The 20,635-nt window shown below is 41.2% G+C and carries 17 protein-coding genes; 14 read left to right on the forward strand and 3 right to left on the reverse strand.

The features are described from left to right. Positions 1 to 256: 256 nt before the first annotated feature. From rpsO to NDN60_RS00680, 8 genes are all read left to right on the forward strand, one after another. Positions 257 to 526 (forward strand): 30S ribosomal protein S15, encoded by a 270-nt coding sequence (gene rpsO / locus NDN60_RS00645; RefSeq protein WP_011374766.1) that lies wholly within the window; start codon positions 257 to 259, stop codon positions 524 to 526. A 227-nt stretch (positions 527 to 753) separates the two neighbouring features. Further along, positions 754 to 2,472, forward strand: a complete 1,719-nt coding sequence (locus NDN60_RS00650) for a ribonuclease J (RefSeq protein ID WP_056946680.1) — start codon at positions 754 to 756, stop codon at positions 2,470 to 2,472. 88 nt (positions 2,473 to 2,560) lie between these two features. Continuing rightward, positions 2,561 to 3,508: a hypothetical protein gene (locus NDN60_RS00655; protein WP_056946677.1), complete on the forward strand. Its 948-nt coding sequence runs from the start codon at positions 2,561 to 2,563 to the stop codon at positions 3,506 to 3,508. A 222-nt stretch (positions 3,509 to 3,730) separates the two neighbouring features. Continuing rightward, positions 3,731 to 4,921 carry an elongation factor Tu gene (gene tuf / locus NDN60_RS00660; RefSeq protein WP_056946674.1) on the forward strand — a complete coding sequence of 397 codons (1,191 nt, stop codon included), beginning with the start codon at positions 3,731 to 3,733 and terminating at the stop codon, positions 4,919 to 4,921. A 210-nt stretch (positions 4,922 to 5,131) separates the two neighbouring features. Next, complete coding sequence (tig, locus tag NDN60_RS00665) at positions 5,132 to 6,427, forward strand: trigger factor (protein WP_011374762.1); 1,296 nt, start codon at positions 5,132 to 5,134, stop codon at positions 6,425 to 6,427. Between the two features lie 209 nt (positions 6,428 to 6,636). After that, on the forward strand, positions 6,637 to 7,890 hold the full coding sequence (clpX, locus tag NDN60_RS00670) for an ATP-dependent Clp protease ATP-binding subunit ClpX (protein WP_011374761.1): 1,254 nt from the start codon (positions 6,637 to 6,639) through the stop codon (positions 7,888 to 7,890). Between the two features lie 147 nt (positions 7,891 to 8,037). Continuing rightward, positions 8,038 to 8,637 carry a ribosome biogenesis GTP-binding protein YihA/YsxC gene (gene yihA / locus NDN60_RS00675; protein WP_011374760.1) on the forward strand — a complete coding sequence of 200 codons (600 nt, stop codon included), beginning with the start codon at positions 8,038 to 8,040 and terminating at the stop codon, positions 8,635 to 8,637. Then, on the forward strand, positions 8,637 to 8,930 hold the full coding sequence (locus tag NDN60_RS00680; RefSeq protein ID WP_011374759.1) for a nucleoside triphosphate pyrophosphohydrolase family protein: 294 nt from the start codon (positions 8,637 to 8,639) through the stop codon (positions 8,928 to 8,930). The genes yihA and NDN60_RS00680 overlap by 1 nt, the downstream gene beginning before the upstream one ends. Before the next feature lie 74 nt (positions 8,931 to 9,004). Here the strand turns inward: NDN60_RS00680 and NDN60_RS00685 are convergent, their stop codons facing one another. Beyond that, the gene (locus NDN60_RS00685) at positions 9,005 to 9,136 is read right to left on the reverse strand and encodes an SPJ_0845 family protein (RefSeq protein ID WP_250790770.1); all 132 of its coding nucleotides are present in this window, start codon (positions 9,134 to 9,136) and stop codon (positions 9,005 to 9,007) included. A 134-nt stretch (positions 9,137 to 9,270) separates the two neighbouring features. On the opposite strand from NDN60_RS00685, the gene NDN60_RS00690 reads away from it, so the two are divergent. The 3 genes from NDN60_RS00690 (at position 9,271) to uvrC (ending at position 13,316) form a co-directional block, all read left to right on the forward strand. Continuing rightward, positions 9,271 to 10,734 carry an ABC transporter substrate-binding protein/permease gene (locus NDN60_RS00690; protein WP_035148462.1) on the forward strand — a complete coding sequence of 488 codons (1,464 nt, stop codon included), beginning with the start codon at positions 9,271 to 9,273 and terminating at the stop codon, positions 10,732 to 10,734. After that, positions 10,727 to 11,458, forward strand: coding sequence for an amino acid ABC transporter ATP-binding protein (locus NDN60_RS00695; protein WP_056946671.1), 732 nt, complete (start codon positions 10,727 to 10,729; stop codon positions 11,456 to 11,458). The genes NDN60_RS00690 and NDN60_RS00695 overlap by 8 nt, the downstream gene beginning before the upstream one ends. Positions 11,459 to 11,537: 79 nt before the next feature. Then, complete coding sequence (gene uvrC, locus NDN60_RS00700) at positions 11,538 to 13,316, forward strand: excinuclease ABC subunit UvrC (protein WP_016265206.1); 1,779 nt, start codon at positions 11,538 to 11,540, stop codon at positions 13,314 to 13,316. A gap of 33 nt (positions 13,317 to 13,349) precedes the next feature. On the opposite strand, the gene NDN60_RS00705 is transcribed toward uvrC, so the two are convergent. Next, positions 13,350 to 13,931 (reverse strand): TetR/AcrR family transcriptional regulator, encoded by a 582-nt coding sequence (locus tag NDN60_RS00705; protein WP_011374754.1) that lies wholly within the window; start codon positions 13,929 to 13,931, stop codon positions 13,350 to 13,352. A 112-nt stretch (positions 13,932 to 14,043) separates the two neighbouring features. On the opposite strand from NDN60_RS00705, the gene NDN60_RS00710 reads away from it, so the two are divergent. The 3 genes from NDN60_RS00710 to NDN60_RS00720 all read left to right on the forward strand — a co-directional run bounded on the left by NDN60_RS00710 (position 14,044) and on the right by NDN60_RS00720 (position 18,622). After that, on the forward strand, positions 14,044 to 15,072 hold the full coding sequence (locus NDN60_RS00710) for an SDR family oxidoreductase (RefSeq protein ID WP_056946668.1): 1,029 nt from the start codon (positions 14,044 to 14,046) through the stop codon (positions 15,070 to 15,072). Positions 15,073 to 15,202: 130 nt separating this feature from the next. Then, positions 15,203 to 16,042: a YitT family protein gene (locus tag NDN60_RS00715; protein WP_056946665.1), complete on the forward strand. Its 840-nt coding sequence runs from the start codon at positions 15,203 to 15,205 to the stop codon at positions 16,040 to 16,042. Positions 16,043 to 16,096: 54 nt separating this feature from the next. Further along, positions 16,097 to 18,622: an AAA family ATPase gene (locus tag NDN60_RS00720; protein ID WP_099947665.1), complete on the forward strand. Its 2,526-nt coding sequence runs from the start codon at positions 16,097 to 16,099 to the stop codon at positions 18,620 to 18,622. Between the two features lie 61 nt (positions 18,623 to 18,683). On the opposite strand, the gene NDN60_RS00725 is transcribed toward NDN60_RS00720, so the two are convergent. After that, on the reverse strand, positions 18,684 to 20,618 hold the full coding sequence (locus NDN60_RS00725) for a PTS fructose transporter subunit IIABC (protein WP_016265199.1): 1,935 nt from the start codon (positions 20,616 to 20,618) through the stop codon (positions 18,684 to 18,686). Positions 20,619 to 20,635: the final 17 nt, after the last annotated feature.

Here is a 20,635-nt window from a genome sequence, read left to right on the forward strand (position 1 = left end):
TCACTATCTTTATAAAAAAGATTTTTAATTTCAACAGACGTTATTATACCAAAATAGTGTGGGGGATTGCAATAGAAACTTGTAAAGTATTTAAACTTGACTGCTTAATGAATTTGAACTTAGCCTTGCTTTCAGCATAATTTTTTAGTAAACTAAGACAGTGCTTTAAAAGCACAAACCCGTTACTCTGTTTAGCGACGTTCACCCGACGCTATTCGTTGTTTCGGGTAATATAACTGAAGGGTGGAAATTAGCAATGGCTATTTCACAAGCAAGAAAAAACGAAATCATCAATGAATATGCACGTCACGAAGGCGATACAGGTTCAGCAGAAGTACAAATCGCTGTCTTAACTGCAGAAATCAACTCATTAAACGAACATTTATCTGTTCATAAGAAAGATCATCATTCATATGTTGGTCAAATGAAGAAAATCGGTCACCGTCGTAACCTTTTACGTTACTTACGTGACAACGATATCCAACGTTACCGTGAATTAATCAAGAGCCTTGGCTTACGTCGTTAATTCAACCTTTAAAAGCAAACAGTCTTTTTGGCTGTTTGCTTTTTTTGTGCGCTTTTTTAAGATGAACTTGAAAATGTAAGGCCTTTAGTAATCAAAAGCTGTTAGTTTGTTTAAATTGTGATAAAATATGTATTAGACTTTAAAGCGGATGAGTTTTAAACGAAAGTAACACTCAAAAAAACAAATAATAGTTTGAAAGTAACCCTTTCAATTTTAGAGGTGAAAGAATGAGTAATATTAAGATTATGCCACTTGGTGGTGTACGCGAGAACGGTAAGAATTTAAACGTTGTGGAAGTTAACGACGAAATTTATATCTTAGATTGTGGGTTAAAATACCCAGAAACTGAATTATTAGGGATTGATATTGTAATCCCAGATATGACTTATTTGGAAGAAAATGCAGAACGTGTCGCTGGGATTTTCCTAACGCACGGTCACGCTGATGCAATTGGCGCCTTGCCATACTTCTTGAAAGGCCATGATGTGCCTGTCTTTGGTTCTGAATTAACAATTGCGCTCGCTAAGATTACGGTCAGCAGCGAACCTAAATTACGGCATTTCAATAATTTCCACGTGATTAATGCCAATACAGCAATTGATTTTGAACAAGCGACAGTTTCATTCTTCAAAACAACGCATACCATTCCAGGTTCGTTAGGGATTGTTGTGAAAACAGATGAAGGCCAAATTGTTTATACCGGGGACTTCAAGTTTGATCAATCAGCATTACCAATGTATCAAACGGATTATGCCCGTTTAACTGAAATCGGTCAACAAGGCGTCTTAGCCCTATTGAGTGACTCTGCTAATGCGGAATCACCTTTTGAAACGGCTAATGAACGCGATATTGCCGAATCAATTTTAGAAACATTTAAATATCAAAACGGGCGGATTATCGTGGCTTCAGTGGCCTCAAATATCCTCCGTATTCAACAAGTTATCGATGCCGCTTATAAAACAAACCGGAAGGTCGTTTTAACAGGCCGTGATTTGGAAAAAATTGTGCGAACAGCAATGCGCTTAGAAATGTTAACCTTGCCAGATGAAGACATCTTAGTGCAACCTAAAGCGCTAAGTACATTAGCACCTGAGGAAACGGTAATCCTTGAAACAGGCCGGATGGGTGAACCAATCAAAGCCCTTCAAAAGATGGCAACAAGCCATCACCGCTTAATCCATATTGAACAAGGAGATCTTGTTTATTTGACGACATCTCCTTCACATGCAATGGAAACCATCTTAGCGAAGACTAAAGATATGATTTATCGCGCAGGTGGCGAGGTCAAAGCTGTCGGTGATGATCTACACGCTTCAGGTCATGCTAATAAAAATGATCTACAATTAATGTTGAATTTACTTCATCCGCAATTCTTAATGCCGGTTCAAGGTGAATACCGACAAATGGCTGCGCATGCGGATATTGCCCATGAAACCGGGATGGATTATAAGAATATCTTTATCGTCGGTAAGGGTGATATTGTCGCCTATGACAATGGTAAGATGCATGTTGGGGGCCAAGTTGATGCCACTGATGTGATGATTGATGGTAGTGGCATTGGCGATATCGGCAACATTGTCTTGCGCGACCGTAAATTATTGTCAGAAGATGGTATTTTTATCGCCGTTGTGACAATCGACCGGAAGAATAAGAAGATTATTGCTGAACCAAAAGTAACGGCAAGAGGTTTTGTCTACGTTAAAACAAGCAAGGATCTCATGGCAGAGAGTTCAGAAATCATTAAACAAGCTGTTCAGAACAATCTTGATAATAAAGAATTTGACTGGAGCCATTTGAAACAAGACGTTCGTGAAAATTTAAGTCATTACTTATACGAACAAACAAAACGACGTCCAGTTATTTTACCGGTAATTATGGAAATTAACCAAAATCACCGTCGTCAAAAGAAAGACACTAAACCAGTAGTTGAGAAAAAACAAGATTAATTAAGTGATGACACTTAAAAAAGGGCCGGATAAAGGATTATTTATCGGGGCCCTTTTAATTTAGTGTTTTTAAAGAGGAGAGGTCATTATGGGAGAAGTGACGGCACTGCCGAATCAATTTGAAAACTTGATCCGTTTAGGCAAAGTAGCGCTTAATCAGCGCCGATGGCCAGAGGCAATAGCCCCTTTAGAGGCTGCTTACGAGCTACAACAGACAACGGTATTAAACCTTTTATTGGTCAGCGTACTGGTGGCTGCTGGCGATAATCGGCACGCCTTACAATTAGCATTTGAGAAGAAGGCCTTCTATACCAATGAGCCCGATTTAAGGTTGCTATATAATGCGCTACTCATTGATAATCAACACTTCATCGCGGCCAACGAATTGTGGGCTACTGTAGAGGCGACTGACGTGTTTGAACAGCAGACCAAGCAAAAGGGACAAGAGACGTTAAGAACGGCTGAAAAAGCCTATCAGGTGGCTGAAAAGCAGACAATTAAGAAACGGCAAGAACGACTTTACAACCTTACAACCGGTGATTTCCAGGATCAACAACAACGACTTGATGAAGCAGAATTATTACCACTAGCTGATTATTTACAGGGTGTGTTACCAATTTTGGTGAATCCGTACAGTCATCCATTTGTAAAAACGACGGTCTTAGAAACGCTCGTTCGTCTGCGGTATTCAAAAGCAGTGACGATTAATTGGTTTGAACAAGTACGAGAAGTGGTTCCCGGCGAGCTAGAATTGATGGCTAATCGGCCCATTTTAAAATTAATTCAAAAAACAATTCAGAATATCTTAGCCCAACAAGATCCCATCATCCTCGAAGCGGCCTTAGCGGAGTGTCAAATGACGTTTGCTTATCTTTATCCCTTCGAGGAAACAGTCATCGATAATCCTGAAGAATGGGGCCAGGCACTGATTCAGCAGTTAGGACTGTCTATGTTTGAGCCAACAGTTCAGATTTCAGAAAAGACGATTCAATGGCTAAAAAAATTGCAAGAATTAACAGAAGAACTAGTCTTTTAGGGCTAGAAAACAACGATTTTATGTGTAAAATAATACTTTTTTTAAGGCTTAAGTGTTTACAAACGCGCTCATAGCAGATATAATCATTTTTGAATTCTTTAAGCGTAAAAAAACACTTTGATTTTAACGCTTGAAGTATTATAATATTACGTAAAGGATTATCAGTATTAGTGAAATGCTATACGCTGATTTTTTCTTGCGAAAATACAGGAGGTTCGTTTAATGGCAGAAAAAGCACATTACGAAAGAACAAAACCCCATGTTAACATCGGTACTATCGGACATGTTGATCATGGTAAAACAACTTTAACAGCAGCAATCACAAAGATGTTGGCAGACAAAGGCTTGGCTGAAGCTCAAGACTATGCAAACATCGATGCTGCTCCAGAAGAAAGAGAACGTGGTATCACTATCAATACAGCCCACGTTGAATACGAAACAGAAAACCGTCATTATGCACATATTGACGCCCCAGGACATGCTGATTACGTTAAAAACATGATCACTGGTGCTGCTCAAATGGACGGTGCCATCTTAGTTGTTGCTGCAACTGATGGTCCTATGCCACAAACTCGTGAACATATCTTGCTTGCTCACCAAGTCGGTGTTGATTACATCATCGTCTTCTTGAACAAAACAGATTTAGTTGATGATGATGAATTAACGGACTTGGTTGAAATGGAAGTTCGTGAATTATTATCAGAATACGATTTCCCTGGTGACGATATTCCAGTTATCCGCGGTTCAGCACTTGGTGCATTGAACGGCAATGCTGACGACGTTAAAGCTGTTGAAGAATTAATGGCTACTGTTGACGAATATATCCCAACTCCAGAACGTGACACAGACAAACCATTCTTGATGCCTGTTGAAGACGTATTTACGATCACTGGTCGTGGTACTGTTGCTTCAGGCCGTATCGATCGTGGCCAAGTTACTGTCGGTGACGAAGTTGAAATCGTTGGTCTTAAAGAAGAAGTTGCTAAAACAACTGTTACTGGTTTGGAAATGTTCCGTAAGACATTGGATCAAGGTCAAGCCGGCGATAACGTTGGTGCTTTATTACGTGGTATCGATCGCGAAAGCATCGAACGTGGCCAAGTTTTAGCTAAACCTGGTTCAATCCAAACTCACAAAAACTTCAAGGGTGAAGTTTATATCTTGAGCAAGGATGAAGGTGGTCGTCATACACCATTCTTCTCAAACTATCGTCCACAATTCTTCTTCCATACAACTGATGTTACAGGTGTTATCGAATTACCAGAAGGTGTAGAAATGGTTATGCCTGGTGATAACGTAACATTTACTGTTGAATTAATCTCACCAGTTGCTATTGAAAAGGGTCTTAAATTTACTGTTCGTGAAGGTGGCCGTACTGTTGGTGCCGGTGTCGTAAGTGAAATTATTGACTAATATTCAACTTAGTTGAATTGGAAAAACTCGTAGTGTAAAAGCTGCGAGTTTTTTTATACATAAGATTCAATCAATAATGCGCTTTAATCGCTAAAAAAACGGATTTTATCGGTTTTTTAGGCCAATAAATATTTACAATTTAGGTCAAATAGTTTATGCTGATTAAGTATGCAATTGATAGATTGTGAATATAACTGTCGGAGGGAAATTATGTCAGCAAAATGGGAAAAAAAGGGCGCCAATGATGGTGAACTTACCTTTGAAATTGATTTAGATAAAATTAGTGAAGGTTTAGACGTAGCGTTCAAACGTGTACGTAAAAACATCAACACACCTGGTTTCCGTAAAGGAAAGATGCCTCGCCAAATCTTTAACAAGATGTACGGTGAAGAAGCACTTTACGAAGATGCCTTAAATGCTGTATTACCAGAAGCATATGAAGCAGCTGTTGCAGAAGCAGGGATTGATCCAGTTGATCAACCACAAATTAATGTTGAAAAAATGGAAAAAGGTGAAGCTTGGGTCCTTACTGCTCAAGTCACTGTTAAACCAGAAGTTAAATTAGGCGATTACAAAGGCTTAGAAGTACCAAAACAAAGCCGTCGTATTACAATTAAAGACGTAGAACAAGAACTTGAAACACGTCGCGAACGTCAAGCTGAATTAGTACTTAAAGAAGATGCAGCAGCAGAAAATGGCGACACAGTCGTTATTGATTATGCTGGTTCTGTTGATGGTGTACCTTTTGATGGTGGCCAAGCAGATAACTACTCATTAGAATTAGGTTCAAACTCATTCATTCCTGGTTTTGAAGATCAATTAGTTGGTCACAAAGCTGAAGAAGATGTTGACGTTACAGTAACATTCCCTAAAGATTACCAAGCAGAAGAATTAGCTGGTAAAGAAGCAATCTTTAAGGTTAAGATTCACGAAGTTAAGGGTAAGGAATTACCAGAACTTGATGACGAATTTGCTAAGGATATCGACGAAGACGTTGATTCATTAGACGAATTAAAAGAAAAAATTCGTGAAGAATTAAAACAACAAAAGAATGATGCTGCTGACGCTGCTATCCAAGATACAGCCGTTGCTAAAGCAACAGAAAATGCAACAATTCCTGAATTACCTCAAGCAATGATTGACGAAGAAATCAACAGTCAATTACAACAATACTTAGGTAACATGCAACAACAAGGTATCAACCCAGAAATGTACTATCAAATCACTGGTACAACAGAAGATGATTTGAAGAAACAATTCGCCGGTGATGCTGACAAACGCGTTAAGACAAGCCTTGTCTTAGAAGCTGTTGTTGAAGCTGAAAAGATCGAAGCAACTGACGAAGAAGTTGCTGCAGAACTTAAGAGTTTAGCAGAACAATACAACATGGAAGAATCAGCTGTTCGCAGCGTCTTATCAGATGACATGTTAAAACATGATATCGGTGTTAAGAAAGCTATCGAAGTGATTGCTGATTCAGCTGTTGAAGTTAAAGACGCTAAATAATTAGATAGTTAGATGAGCTTTAATCGGTTCTAAAAGCGGGTTCAAGGTGACTACTTTGAACCCGCTTTTGCGTTATATGGCGTTAAAAACGGATTACTTTCATCTAGCGCAGTGATGTGATATAGTCTTAATTACATTTCTAAGCGGTCTGAGATGACTAATATTAGAAATCTGCTATGATAGATGTATAGGAAGGGGAGAATCCCAGTATGTTAGATGATACAGAAACAACGAATGGCCCTGTTACTTGTTCGTTTTGTGGTAAATCACAAGATCAAGTAAAGAAGATTGTGGCCGGCCCTGGTGTTTATATCTGTAACGAATGTATCGATCTCTGTAAAGAAATTATCGATGAAGAATTTAAAGATGAAGCTGTTAATGACTTATTAGAAGTACCAAAACCACGCGAAATTCTTGCAATTTTAAATGATTATGTCATTGGTCAAACAGAAGCTAAAAAGGCGCTCTCAGTTGCCGTTTATAACCATTACAAACGTGTTAACCAAATGACGGTTGCCGAAAAAGGTGATACTGAACTTCAAAAGAGTAATATCGCTTTAATCGGGCCTACTGGCTCAGGTAAGACATTCTTAGCCCAAACCTTAGCACGGATCCTCAACGTTCCATTTGCGATTGCAGATGCCACGACGTTGACGGAAGCTGGTTATGTTGGTGAAGATGTTGAGAACATTCTCTTGAAGCTCTTGCAAAACGCTGATTTTGATGTTGATCGCGCTGAACGTGGCATTATTTATATCGATGAAATTGATAAGATTGCCAAGAAGAGCGAAAACGTCTCAATTACCCGTGATGTTTCTGGTGAAGGGGTGCAACAAGCACTTTTGAAGATTCTTGAAGGGACAATTGCTAGCGTGCCACCTCAGGGCGGACGTAAGCACCCACAACAAGAATTGATTCAAATCGACACAACCAATATTTTATTCATTATTGGTGGGGCCTTTGATGGCATCGAAACAATCGTTAAAAACCGTTTAGGTGAAAAGACGATTGGTTTTGGTAGCAAAGCTGGCCAAGCGGTTGATGAAAATCAAAGCTTGATGCAACAAATCGTGACGGAAGATTTAATGCAATTTGGGATTATCCCTGAATTCATTGGTCGGATTCCAATCACGGCTGCACTTGAAAAATTAACTGAAGACGACTTAGTTCGGATCTTAACGGAACCTAAGAACGCCTTAGTTAAACAATATAGCAAATTGATGGCTTTAGACGATGTTGAACTAGAATTCACGCCAGAGGCATTACATGCGATTGCTCACCTTGCAATTGAACGTAATACCGGTGCGCGTGGTCTCCGTTCAATCATCGAAGAAGTCATGATGGATATGATGTTTGATGTACCAAGTCGCGAAGACGTTGTCAAAGTCTTAGTGACAAAAGAAGCCGTTGATGGCACTGCTAAACCACAACTTTTCTTAGCTGATGGTCAAGAAGCGTCATAATGACTATGAAGTTGTCGGGGTGTAATCGACCCGGCAACTTTTTTTACATAAGGGTGCCGCTAAACATGGATTTGAAAATAAGTCAACGGCGCAATAATTATTTATTTATGCTAAACTAGCATTCGAAGGAAATAATCGGAGGTTATTATGGAAGTACATGAAGTTGAAATGGTGATGAGTGCGGTAGCTGCTTCGCAGTACCCCACTGACCAATTACCTGAAATCGCGTTATCTGGCCGCTCAAATGTCGGTAAATCTTCTTTAATTAATAAGTTAATTAATCGTAAGAGTTACGCACGGACATCAAGTAAGCCGGGGAAGACGCAAACTCTAAATTTCTACCGTGTTGAAAATGAACTTTATTTCGTCGATGTGCCTGGTTATGGCTATGCGAAGGTTTCTAAGAAACAACGGGAAAAATTCGGGCAAATTATCGAGGCTTATCTCACTAATCGGGATAATTTACGCGGCTTAATTTCATTGATCGATGGTCGTCATGAACCAACTGATGACGATATCGCAATGTATGTCTTTGCTAAGTATTACGATATTCCAGTTTTAGTCGTTGCTACTAAGATGGATAAAATCTCAACTGGGAAATGGAATCGCCAAGAAAAGATCATTAAAGAGGCGCTTGATTTTAACCCCGTTGATAAGTTTGTCTGCTTCAGTGCGTTGACTGGTGCTGGTAAGGATACCGTCTGGGAATGGATCGAACAACAATGTGATATTGGAGGTCGTCGTTAATGGAATTTAATGAGTACCAAAAATTAGCGAACAGAACGCTATATGGTAATGAACAAGTTTTAACGAACTTGGCATTAGGTTTAGCTAGCGAAAGTGGCGAAGTCGTGGATATTGTCAAAAAATATACATTCCAAGGCCACCAACTAGATGAACAAGTACTTACCAAGAAGATTGGTGATGTACTCTGGTATCTATCACAGATTGCTGAATGGAATAACGTCGACTTTGAAAAAGTAGCACAAGAAAATATTGAAAAGCTTAAAGAACGCTATCCAGAACGACACGCAGAATAATTAAAGCGTGGGCTATAAGTCAGGTATTAAAAAAGAGGTGCGGACAAAGTAATTTTGTCCGCACCTCTTTTTGATTATTCTTTTTTAGTTGTCTTTGATTCCGTTTCTTCAACTTCAGCTGCCATTTTTTCCCGATCGCCGGGAATTGATGCAAATTTGTCGAATAAACTAGTTAAATCTGTTTGACGTGTTACTTTTAAGCCCATAATATCCCTCTTTTCTGATGTGAGTCTATCATACCAGATAAAAATCAGTTCGCCAATTATTCTTAATTTATAAATAAATATTGCATAAATATTTATAGTAGTGTATTATGAAAAACATCATAGGAGGGGATCAAATGACTATCAAAAAAAGTTTAGCATTCATTTTACTACCATTAGCCTTGCTAGTGGCGCTATTAGTGGGGAATAACCAAGCTGTATCAGCCGCGGGGCAGACGGTTAGTCGCGTTCAAGCTAAGAAGACATTAGTGTTGGGGACAAGCCCAGATTATGCACCGTATGAATTTTTAGTGAATAAAAACGGCAAAAATAAAACCGTTGGGATGGATATTGACGTTGCACAAAAGGTTGCTGACGATTTACACGTTAAGTTAGTGATCAAGTCAATGGATTTTGACGCGTTGTTAGTTGGTCTAGAAACTGGCAAGGTCGATATGGTAATTTCAGCGATGTCACCAACCGATGAACGGACTAAGAGTGTCGATTTCTCGGATGTCTATTACTTAGGTGGTCAATCGATCCTCGTCAACAAGGCCGACGCCAAGATTTATAAATCAAAAAACAGTTTTATCGGTAAGAAGGTTGGGGTCCAAACCGGGAGTCTCCAACAAACATTAGCTAAAAAACAAATTAAAAATGCACAGATTACAGGTTTAACAAAAGTGCCTGATTTAGTATTAGCACTTAAGAGTCATAAAATTGACGGGATTGTGGCCGAAGAACCAGTGGCAACGGCTTATGCCAGCAATGATCCTGAATTAGTTCAAATCGACGGTAAATTTAACTTAGGGGCAGATATGCAAGGTTCAGCGATTGCATTTCCAAAGAACTCACCAACTTTAGTTGCTGCTGCAAATAAGAGTATCGCTCAAATTAAGCAACAAAAATTAATTCCGCAATATTTAAAGAGTGCGGGTAGTTTGATGAAAACGAACACGCACAATACAAGTATGTGGCACTACTGGTCTTATTTCGCTAAAGGGATTGGTTATACCTTATTCATTACAATTATTTCAATCATTATCGGGATCTTCATTGGGGTTGTACTCGCCTTTGCAAGACTTTCTAAGAATAAACTATTCCATAGCCTAGCAGTCATGTATATTGAATTCGTCCGGGGCACACCATTGATGATTCAAATCATGTTTGTCTATTTCGGGATTGGGTTATGGGTTAATATTCCAGCCTTATTCGCTGGTGTAATTGCCGTTTCGCTTAACAGTGCTGCGTACGTCGCAGAAATTATTCGTTCAGGGATCAACGCGATTGACGCTGGTCAAACGGAAGCTTCAAGAAGTTTGGGGCTCTCACAACACGATACAATGCGGTATATCATCTTACCACAAGCTTTGAAGAACATCTGGCCAGCCTTAGGCAACGAATTTATCTCATTAATCAAGGAAAGTTCAATCGTTTCAATTATCGGTGTGACGGATTTGATTTACCAATTAAAAGTGGTTCAATCAGCAACCTACAAAGGGGTTGCACCAATCTTTGTCGCAATGGTCATCTACTTTATCTTAACCTTTAGTCTTTCGAAACTACTCAACCATATTGAAAGGAAGATGCAACATGCTTAAAATTAATCAATTAGTTAAAAAATATGACGATAACCTTGTTTTGAACGGGGTTAGTGGTGATGTTGAAGCTGGTCAAGTGATCGTGGTCATCGGACCTTCAGGTGGTGGGAAGAGTACCTTATTACGGTGCTTGAACCGGTTAGAAGAACCAACGAGTGGTCAAATTCTTTTTGAGGGGACCGACTTGATGAGTCTCTCTGAAAAGCAATTGGACCAAATGCGGACTAAGATGGGGATGGTTTTTCAAAACTTCAATCTATTCCCTAACTTAACGGTTTTAGATAACCTAAGACTCGCACCACAAAAGGTCAAACGTCAATCAAAAGAAGAAGCAACAAAAAAAGCACAACAGTTGTTAGAACGGGTTGGATTAGCCGATAAGTCCGATGCTTATAGTGACCAACTGTCAGGTGGTCAAAAGCAACGGATTGCTATTGCTAGAGCACTTGCGATGTCACCAGATGTCTTATTATTTGATGAACCAACCTCAGCGCTCGATCCAGAAATGGTGGGTGGAGTGTTGAAGGTGATGCAAGATTTGGCACAAGAAGGCATGACAATGGTGGTTGTTACGCATGAAATGGGCTTTGCACGGGAAGTAGCTGATGAAGTTTGGTTCATGGCAGATAGCCAAATCGTTGAAAAAGGGACACCAACGCAACTTTTCGAACATCCGCAAGAAGAACGGACCCAACAATTCCTAGACAAAATTTTAGCGCAATAATTGTCGATAGTTGCATTTTAGCCAAAAACACGTAAAATATAGGAACGAACACTTGTTTTGGGTTAAAGGAGTGGTGTTTTTGGCAAGTGAACATATCGAACATAAATTAGCCTTATTACCAGCCTTACCAGGCTGTTATTTGATGAAAGATATTAACGCACAGATTATCTACGTGGGGAAGGCCAAGAATCTTAAGAACCGGGTCCGCTCGTATTTTAAGAGTAGCCACGAAGGTAAGACGGCCAAATTGGTCTCTGAAATTGTCGATTTTGAAACAATCATTACATCGACAAATAAAGAGGCCTTTTTGTTGGAAATTACGTTAATCCAAAAGCACCAACCCTACTTTAATATCAAGTTAAAACGGGGGACGGGCTATCCGTACATCAAGATCACCAATGAACGTGATCCGCGCTTATTGATTACTGGCGATGTCAAAAAAGATGGTGGCTATTATTTTGGCCCGTATCCGGACGTTTATGCGGCTCAGGAGACTTTACGCTTCTTGCAACGTGTTTACCCCTTGCGGCGCTGTCAGGGTCATCAAGGACGTCCTTGTTTGTACTATCATATGGGGCAGTGCTTGGGGGCTTGCTTCCAAGAAGTACCAGAAGCAGCCTATACCGAACAGATTAAGAAAATTAAACGCTTTTTAAATGGGCAAGTCGACAATGTTAAGAAGGATTTAACGGAGAAAATGGCGACGGCTGCCCAGGAGATGCAATTTGAGCGGGCCGCTGAGTTGCGTGATCAATTACGCTATATTGAAGCAACCGTTGAAAAACAAAAGATTATTTCTAACGATCATACACCGCGTGATTTATTTGCCTTTTACATGGATAAAGGCTGGTTGTCGATTCAAATCTTCTTTATTCGCCAAGCACGTTTAATTCGGCGGGAAAAACGTCTCTTCCCATGTGTGAATACGCCGGAAGAAGAATTGGCGACCTTTATTCTCCAGTGGTATAACCGTAAGAATAATGTGTTACCACGGGAAATTCTCGTGCCAGATGGGATCGAAAAGCAAGTCTTATCCGATATTTTGCAAGTACCAATTCGAACGCCACAACGGGGAGAGAAAAAAGCCTTGATGGAAATGGCGCAAAAAAATAGCCGTCTGGTATTAGAAGAAAAGTTCCGCTTATTGGAACTCGATAATCGCAAGACGGTTGGTGCGCAAGATGAAATTATGGATGCACTCGGCTTACCCCATGGTCATGTTATCGAAGCATTCGATCATTCGCATATTCAAGGGACCGATCCGGTGTCGGCGATGGTCACATTTGTTGATGGCCGCGCTGAGAAGAAGCTTTATCGGAAGTATAAATTAACCCAGACGGCAGAGCGCGCCGGCGCCAACGAAGATGCCAATACGCGCGAGGTGATCTATCGCCGTTATTCACGCTTGCTAAAAGAGGGCAAAGCGCTGCCTGACTTAATTTTAATGGATGGTGGGGTAGTTGAACTCAATGCCGCCAAAGACGTCTTAGAAAACGAACTAGGGCTCACAATTCCAGTTGCGGGGATGGTTAAGGATAATCACCATAAAACAGCTTCGTTATTATTTGGTGAAGCCGATCAAACGATTCAGCTTGATCCTAAGAGTCAGGGCTTTTACTTATTGACGCGAATTCAAGATGAAGTCCATCGCTTTGCGATTAGTTTTCACCGCCAGTTACGTGGTAAGAATTCGTTGAGTTCTAAGTTAGATGATATCAAGGGGGTTGGTCCGAAAACGCGGACGAAACTCTTGAAGAATTTTGGCTCGATGAAGCATATTAAAGATGCGTCTGTTGAAGAACTTGAAGCACTCGGAATATCGAAGACAGTTGCGCAAACCATTAAATTATCACTATAAAAAAACGTTAGGTCAGACAAATTATTGTCTAGCCTAACGTTTTTTTAATCCGCTAATGGGTTGGCTAACAGCCAGGTCCATATGATGTTGTAAATTTGCTAATAGTTGATGAATAAATGATAAGGATTCTTTTTGTCCGCCTAGTAACCAATCACGCCAAATTTGGTAGACACCAACCGCCATGAATTGCACGTAATATTTTTGCCGAATCGCATCCAGTGACCGCCAGGGGTCAATTGTTTGATAAAACTGCTGAATATTGTCCGTGAAGACGTCGCGGACGATCGGTTCGAAACCGCGTTTGTCCGCCAGTTTCAGAGTCGCTTCTAATTCGATAAAAAATGTCGAGAGGGCCGCTAACTTAAGTTCCGCGGATTGTTGCTGTAAGACGGCCTTGAAGTGTGTTTCGATAATTGGTGTAAAATAATCGATTAAGACCTGTTCGAGTGAATCAAAGTTGCGGTAAAAAGCCATTCGACTGACACCGGCACGTTTCACGACTTGGGTGACCGTAATATCTTCAAATTGATGGGCCTCTAGGAGTTGTAATAATGCGGTAGTGAGGTATTCTTGGGAATCTTGTTTGATTGCTTGGGCATGGTTAGTTGCTGCCATAACAATTTTGCCTTTCTGTCACAGATGCTGATGAATCGCTTGTTTGTGAACGTCTTTTATTTTAATATAAAGCCATAGATGTTACAAGTGTAACGAAAGCGAGGAATTGAAGATGAAAGAATTAGTATTAGTAACTGGTGGTAGTGGTTTTATTGCATCACATATTATTTTACAATTATTAGAACAGGGCTACGCCGTTCGGACAACGGTGCGTTCAATGGCCAAGAGCCAACGGATTGTCACCAGCATGCAAGCAAACGGGATTACCAATATTGAAGATTTATCGATCGTAAAAGCCGACTTGCAACATCCAGAGCAATGGCCGGCTGCGATGGTTGGGGTCAGTTACGTCATGCATGTGGCCTCACCAACGCCTAAATTAAATTTCAAGGATGAATCTGAAATGATTAATCCGGCAGTGAATGGTGTCTTAATGGTTTTAAAAGCCGCTCGCGATGCGAATGTTAAGCGCGTCGTGTTAACCTCTGCATATGGGGCAATCTGTGCGGGGCATCCTAATCAACAAACGCCTTACACTGAAGCCGACTGGTCAGATTTAAGTGCTAAAAATATTCATCCTTATCAAAAATCAAAAACGTTAGCTGAACAGGCGGCCTGGAACTTCATTAAAACTGAAGGGCAAGGCTTATCACTAGCAGCTGTCAACCCGGTTGGTGTTATGGGCCCTGTTTTATCATCCGTTTATTCGCATTCAAACGTGCAAGTTGAACAACTGTTAAATGGCCAAGTTAAGGCTGTGCCACAAGTAAAATCAGGGTACGTCGATGTCCGCGATGTTGCGAGCTTACACCTATTAGCGATGACTGCGCCACAAGCAGATGGCGAACGCTTCTTAGCAACCACTGGTGAAACATTATCTATGTTAGAAGTGGCCGATGTCTTACGTGATGCTTTCCCACAATACGCAAGTCGGTTACCGCAAAAGACAATTCCCAATAGTGTTATTAAGCTAGCAGCGACATTCAAACCGGATTTACGAATGTTAGCGACTTTAGTGGGTAAATACGCCGATACAAGTAATGAAAAAGCTAAAAAGCTTTTAGGTTGGCAACAAAGATCGGCAGCAGATTCGATTATTGCAACCGGTCAATCGATGATCGATTTAGGTATTATTAAATAAAGATTGGTGAACGTCACAGGGCAATCCTTGTGGCGTTTTTTGGCGGTTTCAAGTTGCTCTAAAATGACTCTTTTATCTAGCCCCCAATGTATGATACGCTTATTCTAATTTGGAACGGGAAGTGACAAAAATGCAGAAAAAAGTAATTTTAAAAAACGGACTGGGCATTATCATTGGGGCCTTTATTTATGCCATCGCCATTAACGATTTTTTGATTCCCCATCAAATCGGTGAGGGTGGTGTGACCGGACTCACCGCGATTGGGTATTATGCACTTGCGATTCCGCCGGCTTTTACGAATCTAGTTCTAAACGGCCTATTAGTGGTAATTGGCTTTAGATACCTTGAGCGTCAAACGATTTGGTATTCAGTTTGGGCGGTAATCTGGATTTCACTCTTTTTGAAGCTACCGCATTTTATCGGCTACCATACGACACAAACCTTAATTCCAACGGTGATTGGTGGCGTCTTGATGGGGATTGCAATGGCAATTATTATTCATTGCCAAGGGACAATTGCCGGTAGTACGATTCTGGCGAAGATTGTTAACCGCTATTTAGGAATCCCGAATGGGTCTGCGATGCTCTTTTTCGATTTAATTGTCGCCATTCCGTCGGGCTTGATCATTGGTTTTCAAAATATGCTCTTAACGATTATTGAACTCTATTTATCAGCAGTTGTTTTGAATAAACTACTGGCTAAATTTGGGGCTAAACGCGCGGTAACGATTATTTCAGATCAATACGAAACGATTGCTGAAACGTTATCGACGCAGTTTCAACAAGGGATTACAATTATTAAGGCCCAAGGCTATTACAGCCAAAATGAGCGGCCGATGTTGTATGTCATTTGTACGGCTAAACAACTCGCCACTTTGGTACCGGTTGTCTCACAAATCGATGTTAAGGCGTTGGTTGTTGTAGAAGAAGTCCGTAGTGTGCAAGCGGAACAATTAAAACAGTTACTATAAAAATGATTGGTCAGACATTGTGGACCGTCAATCTAAAAAAGAAGAAGGTTAATCATGACAGTTAAACAACCAACACAGATTGAAGTGCGGGGCGGTAACGTCAATAACTTAAAAAATATTAATGTCGATATTCCTTTGAACCAATTTGTGGCGATTTCGGGGCCCTCAGGATCGGGTAAAAGTTCATTGGCGATGGGCATTTTATACGCGGAGGGCTCGCGACGTTATTTAGAGGCACTCTCGACTTACACACGGCGGCGTATTACACAGAATAAACGCTCGCAAGTGCAAGAAGTCCGGCATATTCCATCGGCAATTGCATTACGACAACGCCCCAGTGTTCCTTCAGAACGGTCGACAGTGGGGTCGATGAGTGAAATTTTTAATGTTGTGCGGTTAATTTTTTCACGTTTAGGCACCACGCGTTGTCCGAACGGGCATAAGATTCAACCTAGTTTGCAGATTGCGCAAGCGATGGATTTAGCTGGCGATAAAATGGGCGTTATTACCTGTCCAACTTGTCAGGTAGAATTTATGGCTAAATCAGCTGAGGACTTTGCTTTTAATTCAGCGGGTGCCTGTCCGGAATGTCATGGGACGGGCCAAATTCAAACGCTAGATGATCGCAAAATAATTGCGGATGAAAATCTCAGTATTGAAGACGGCGCAATCGCTTCTTGGCGTTTACCGGGGCGGAACTTTATGCCAACGGTCGCCGCACATATCGGGGTTCGAATTGATGTGCCGTATAAAAATTTGACGGCCAAGGAAAAAGAAATCGTCTTGCATGGTAAGCGGAATAAATACGCGGTCGATTTTCACACATCAACCGGTCGCGTCTTTAGTACGGAAAATACACTCTATGAAAATGCCTACGACGCCGTTTATGAATCTTTAAAATCGGTCAAAAGTGATCGTGCGATGGCCAAGGTCAATTCTTTTTTTCATTTTTCAACTTGTCCAACATGTCACGGGACACGGCTCAATCCCGAACTACTAACGCAAACCGTTGGCGGGCAAAATATTGCGGCAGTTTCTGATATGACGCTAGGGGCATTAGACACTTGGGTAACGGCTACTAAAGCCGATTTACCAGACGAGATGCAACAAATGGCAACCATTTTGTTTAAGAACTTATTAGAAACGTTGCAGCCATTACTGTCATTAGGACTCGACTATTTAACGTTGTCACGGAATGGGAACACATTATCGACTGGCGAACTTCAGCGAATTCAATTAGCGCGGACCTTAAGAACGGCAACAACCGGTGTTTTGTATGTCTTGGATGAACCGTCAATCGGGTTGCATCCGGATAACGTTGAAGGTTTAATTCATATTTTCAGACAGTTAGTGGCGCAGGGCAATTCATTAGTGGTCGTTGATCATGAAGTCAACATCATTAGCCAAGCAGACTGGGTGATTGAAATTGGTCCGGCGGCAGGGCGCAAAGGCGGTCAGGTGATTGCACAAGGCAAGCCGGCCGATTTAGTGCAAGACCCACAATCATTAATTGGACCATACATTGCCGGTCGACCCAATATTTTGTACCCCAAAGTTGCAACGCAAGCTACGGGTGTTCGAACGACAATGACAGTTGGACAGTATTTTAATCTGCGTGATGTGACCATTGAAATACCGAATAATCAAATTACGGCGGTTTCTGGTTTCTCGGGGGCCGGTAAGACCAGTTTAATCTTGGATAGTCTGGTACCGGCGATTGAGGCTCACCATAAGCATGAGCAACTTCCCCAACAGGTGACCCAGTTGACGACCGATTTAACGTCAGTCGTCAGCATTGATGCTAAGCCAGTTGGTAAAAATACGCGTTCAACTTTAGCGACTTATACTAACATCATGACGAATCTTCGAAAATTATTTGCTGGGCTACCGGAGTCACAAGCCCACAATTATGGGATTGCCCATTTTTCGTATAACAATAAAGAAGGTGCCTGTCCCAATTGTGGTGGTCTGGGCAGTATTATTTTGGATATTCAATACTTACCAGATATGGAAGAAGTTTGTCCAGAATGTCAGGGTAAACGGTATAAGCCGGCAATTGAGGTAATTAAGTGGCATGGTGATAGCATCGTGGATTTATTGGCCTTATCAGTAGAAGAAGCCATACCGGTTTTTGCGGATGTGCCCAACATCTTGAAAGAACTGAAGATTCTCAAAGAGATCGGCTTAGGTTATTTGCACCTTGGTGAAAGTACCCCGAGTCTTTCAGGTGGCGAAGCGCAACGGCTAAAGCTAGTGACGCATTTGAATAAAAAACGGGCCGGGACGTTATTCGTCTTCGATGAACCATCTGTTGGTTTGCATCCACGGGATGTGGAAACCTTGATGGGCGTTATTAATCAATTAAAAGCCAAAGGCGCAACGGTGATTATGATTACCCACGACCTTGATTTGATGACGAATGCTGATTATTTAATTGATTTAGGCCCAAAAGGCGGCAGCCAAGGTGGCCAAGTGATGGCCAGTGGAACGCCATCTGAATTGGTCGCTTCACAGACTGAAAGCTTAACGTTAAGTTATCTCCGGGCACATTTTAAAAAGTTTCAACTAAATAGCCATTAAAAAGCGCTAGTTTTAATGGCAAATAAAAAGTCGCAGTCATTTGACTGCGACTTTTTTTAAATTAAGATTCTTTAGCAACTGGACGCCAGAGGCCTAAGATCAAAGCGCTGATGAATGTCCCGATTAATACAGCAAGGACAAAGAGTAAACCGTGGTTAGCAAGTGGGGCTACGAAAATCCCACCATGAGGTGCCGGAACAGTGATTTGCCATAATTGGGTTAAACCACCACCGATTGCTGAACCAATGACACTTGAAACGATAACGTGCAATGGATCTGTTGCAGCAAATGGAATAGCACCTTCAGTAATGAATGAAATCCCTAAGACGTAGTTAGCAAAGGCTTGTTTCCGTTCACTACCCGTAAATTTGTTTTTGAAGATTGTTGCAGCAACCGCGATTGCCAATGGTGGCACCATCCCACCAGCCATAACAGCGGCCATTAATGAGCCATCTTTAGTGGTTGTGAAGACACCGATTGCGAAGGTATAAGCGGCCTTATTGAAAGGACCACCCATATCAACGGACATCATACCGCCTAAAATCGCACCAAGCAATAAGGCATTGCCAGCCCCTAAGTGCGTTAAGAATGTGCTTAACCAGAGATTAATTTGAGCGAAGACTGGGTTGACCATAAAGAACATGATAAAGCCAACAATCAATAGACCAAGAACAGGGAAAATCAGGATTGGTTTTAACCCATCTAATGTTTGTGGTAAGTTCTTGAAGACTTTCTTCAAACCAACGATGACCCAACCAGCGATGAACCCAGCAGCTAAACCACCAAGGAAACCGGCAGGACTATCAGAAGAAATCACACTAGCTGTTGCTTGACTGGCCATATACCCGCCGACAAACCCAGGCATTAAAGCGGGGCGGTCACCGATTGAAATCGCGATGTAAGCAGCAAGAACTGGAATTAAGAAGTTAAAAGCATTATTACCTAATGAGTTCAAGAAAATAAAGGTTGTTGAATGAGCGCCAACTGTTTGTTCCAATAGGAATGAGATGGCCATTAAAATCCCACCACCGACAACGAATGGTAACATATTTGAAACACCATTCATTAAATCTTGGTAGATACGGCTCCAAAGTGTTTTCTTATCAGCTGAAGCTTCTTCGCTTGCTTGTGATTCTGTTGCATGGAAGATTGAACCTTCTTCATCCAATGTTTTTTGGATCAATTCGGCAGGTTTTTTGATACCGTCGATAACAGGGCGGTTCAAGAGATGTTTGCCGTTGAAACGAGGCATATCGACTTTCTTATCAGCAGCGATAATGACACCTGTTGCACGGCTGATATCATCGGCTGTTAATTGGTGTTTAACCCCTTCAGAACCATTTGTTTCAACTTTGATATCGATGCCCATTTTAGCAGCTGTTTCTTTCAAAGCAGCTTCGGCCATGTAAGTGTGAGCAATCCCAGTTGGGCAAGCTGTAACAGCAACGATAAATGGTTTTTGTTCATCAGCAGGTGTTGCAGCAGCGGCTTGTGCTTTAGCAGCTTCTTCTGCTTCTTCCTTAGCGTCTTCAGCATCTTTGGCTGCTTGGGCCTTAGCAAAGAGTTCTTGAACATCTTCAGGTGTTTGGGCTAGTTTCAAATCAGCCACTAATTGTGGGTTGATTAAAAGTGATGAAAGACCAGCTAGGGCTTGTAAATGCGTATCGTTAGCGCCTTCTGGAGCAGCAATCATGAAGAACAAGTAAACGGGTTGGCCGTCTAATGCGTCATATTCAACACCATTTTGACTCTTAGCGAATAAAACAGTTGCGCGTTGAACAGCGCTATCCTTGGCATGAGGCATAGCAATGCCTTCGCCAATCCCAGTTGATGATTGGGCTTCACGAGCCAAAATATCTTTACGATAAAGGGTATCATCTGTGATAACACCGATATCTTTGTAGCGGGCAACCATTTCATCAACAGCGGCTTCTTTAGTCGTTGCTTGTAAATCCATGATCATCGCATCTTTTAAGAGTAAATCTTGGATGTTCATAATAAATCTCCTTTGTA

The organism is Latilactobacillus sp. (assembly GCF_033176295.1).
GTDB lineage: Bacteria > Bacillota > Bacilli > Lactobacillales > Lactobacillaceae > Latilactobacillus > Latilactobacillus sakei.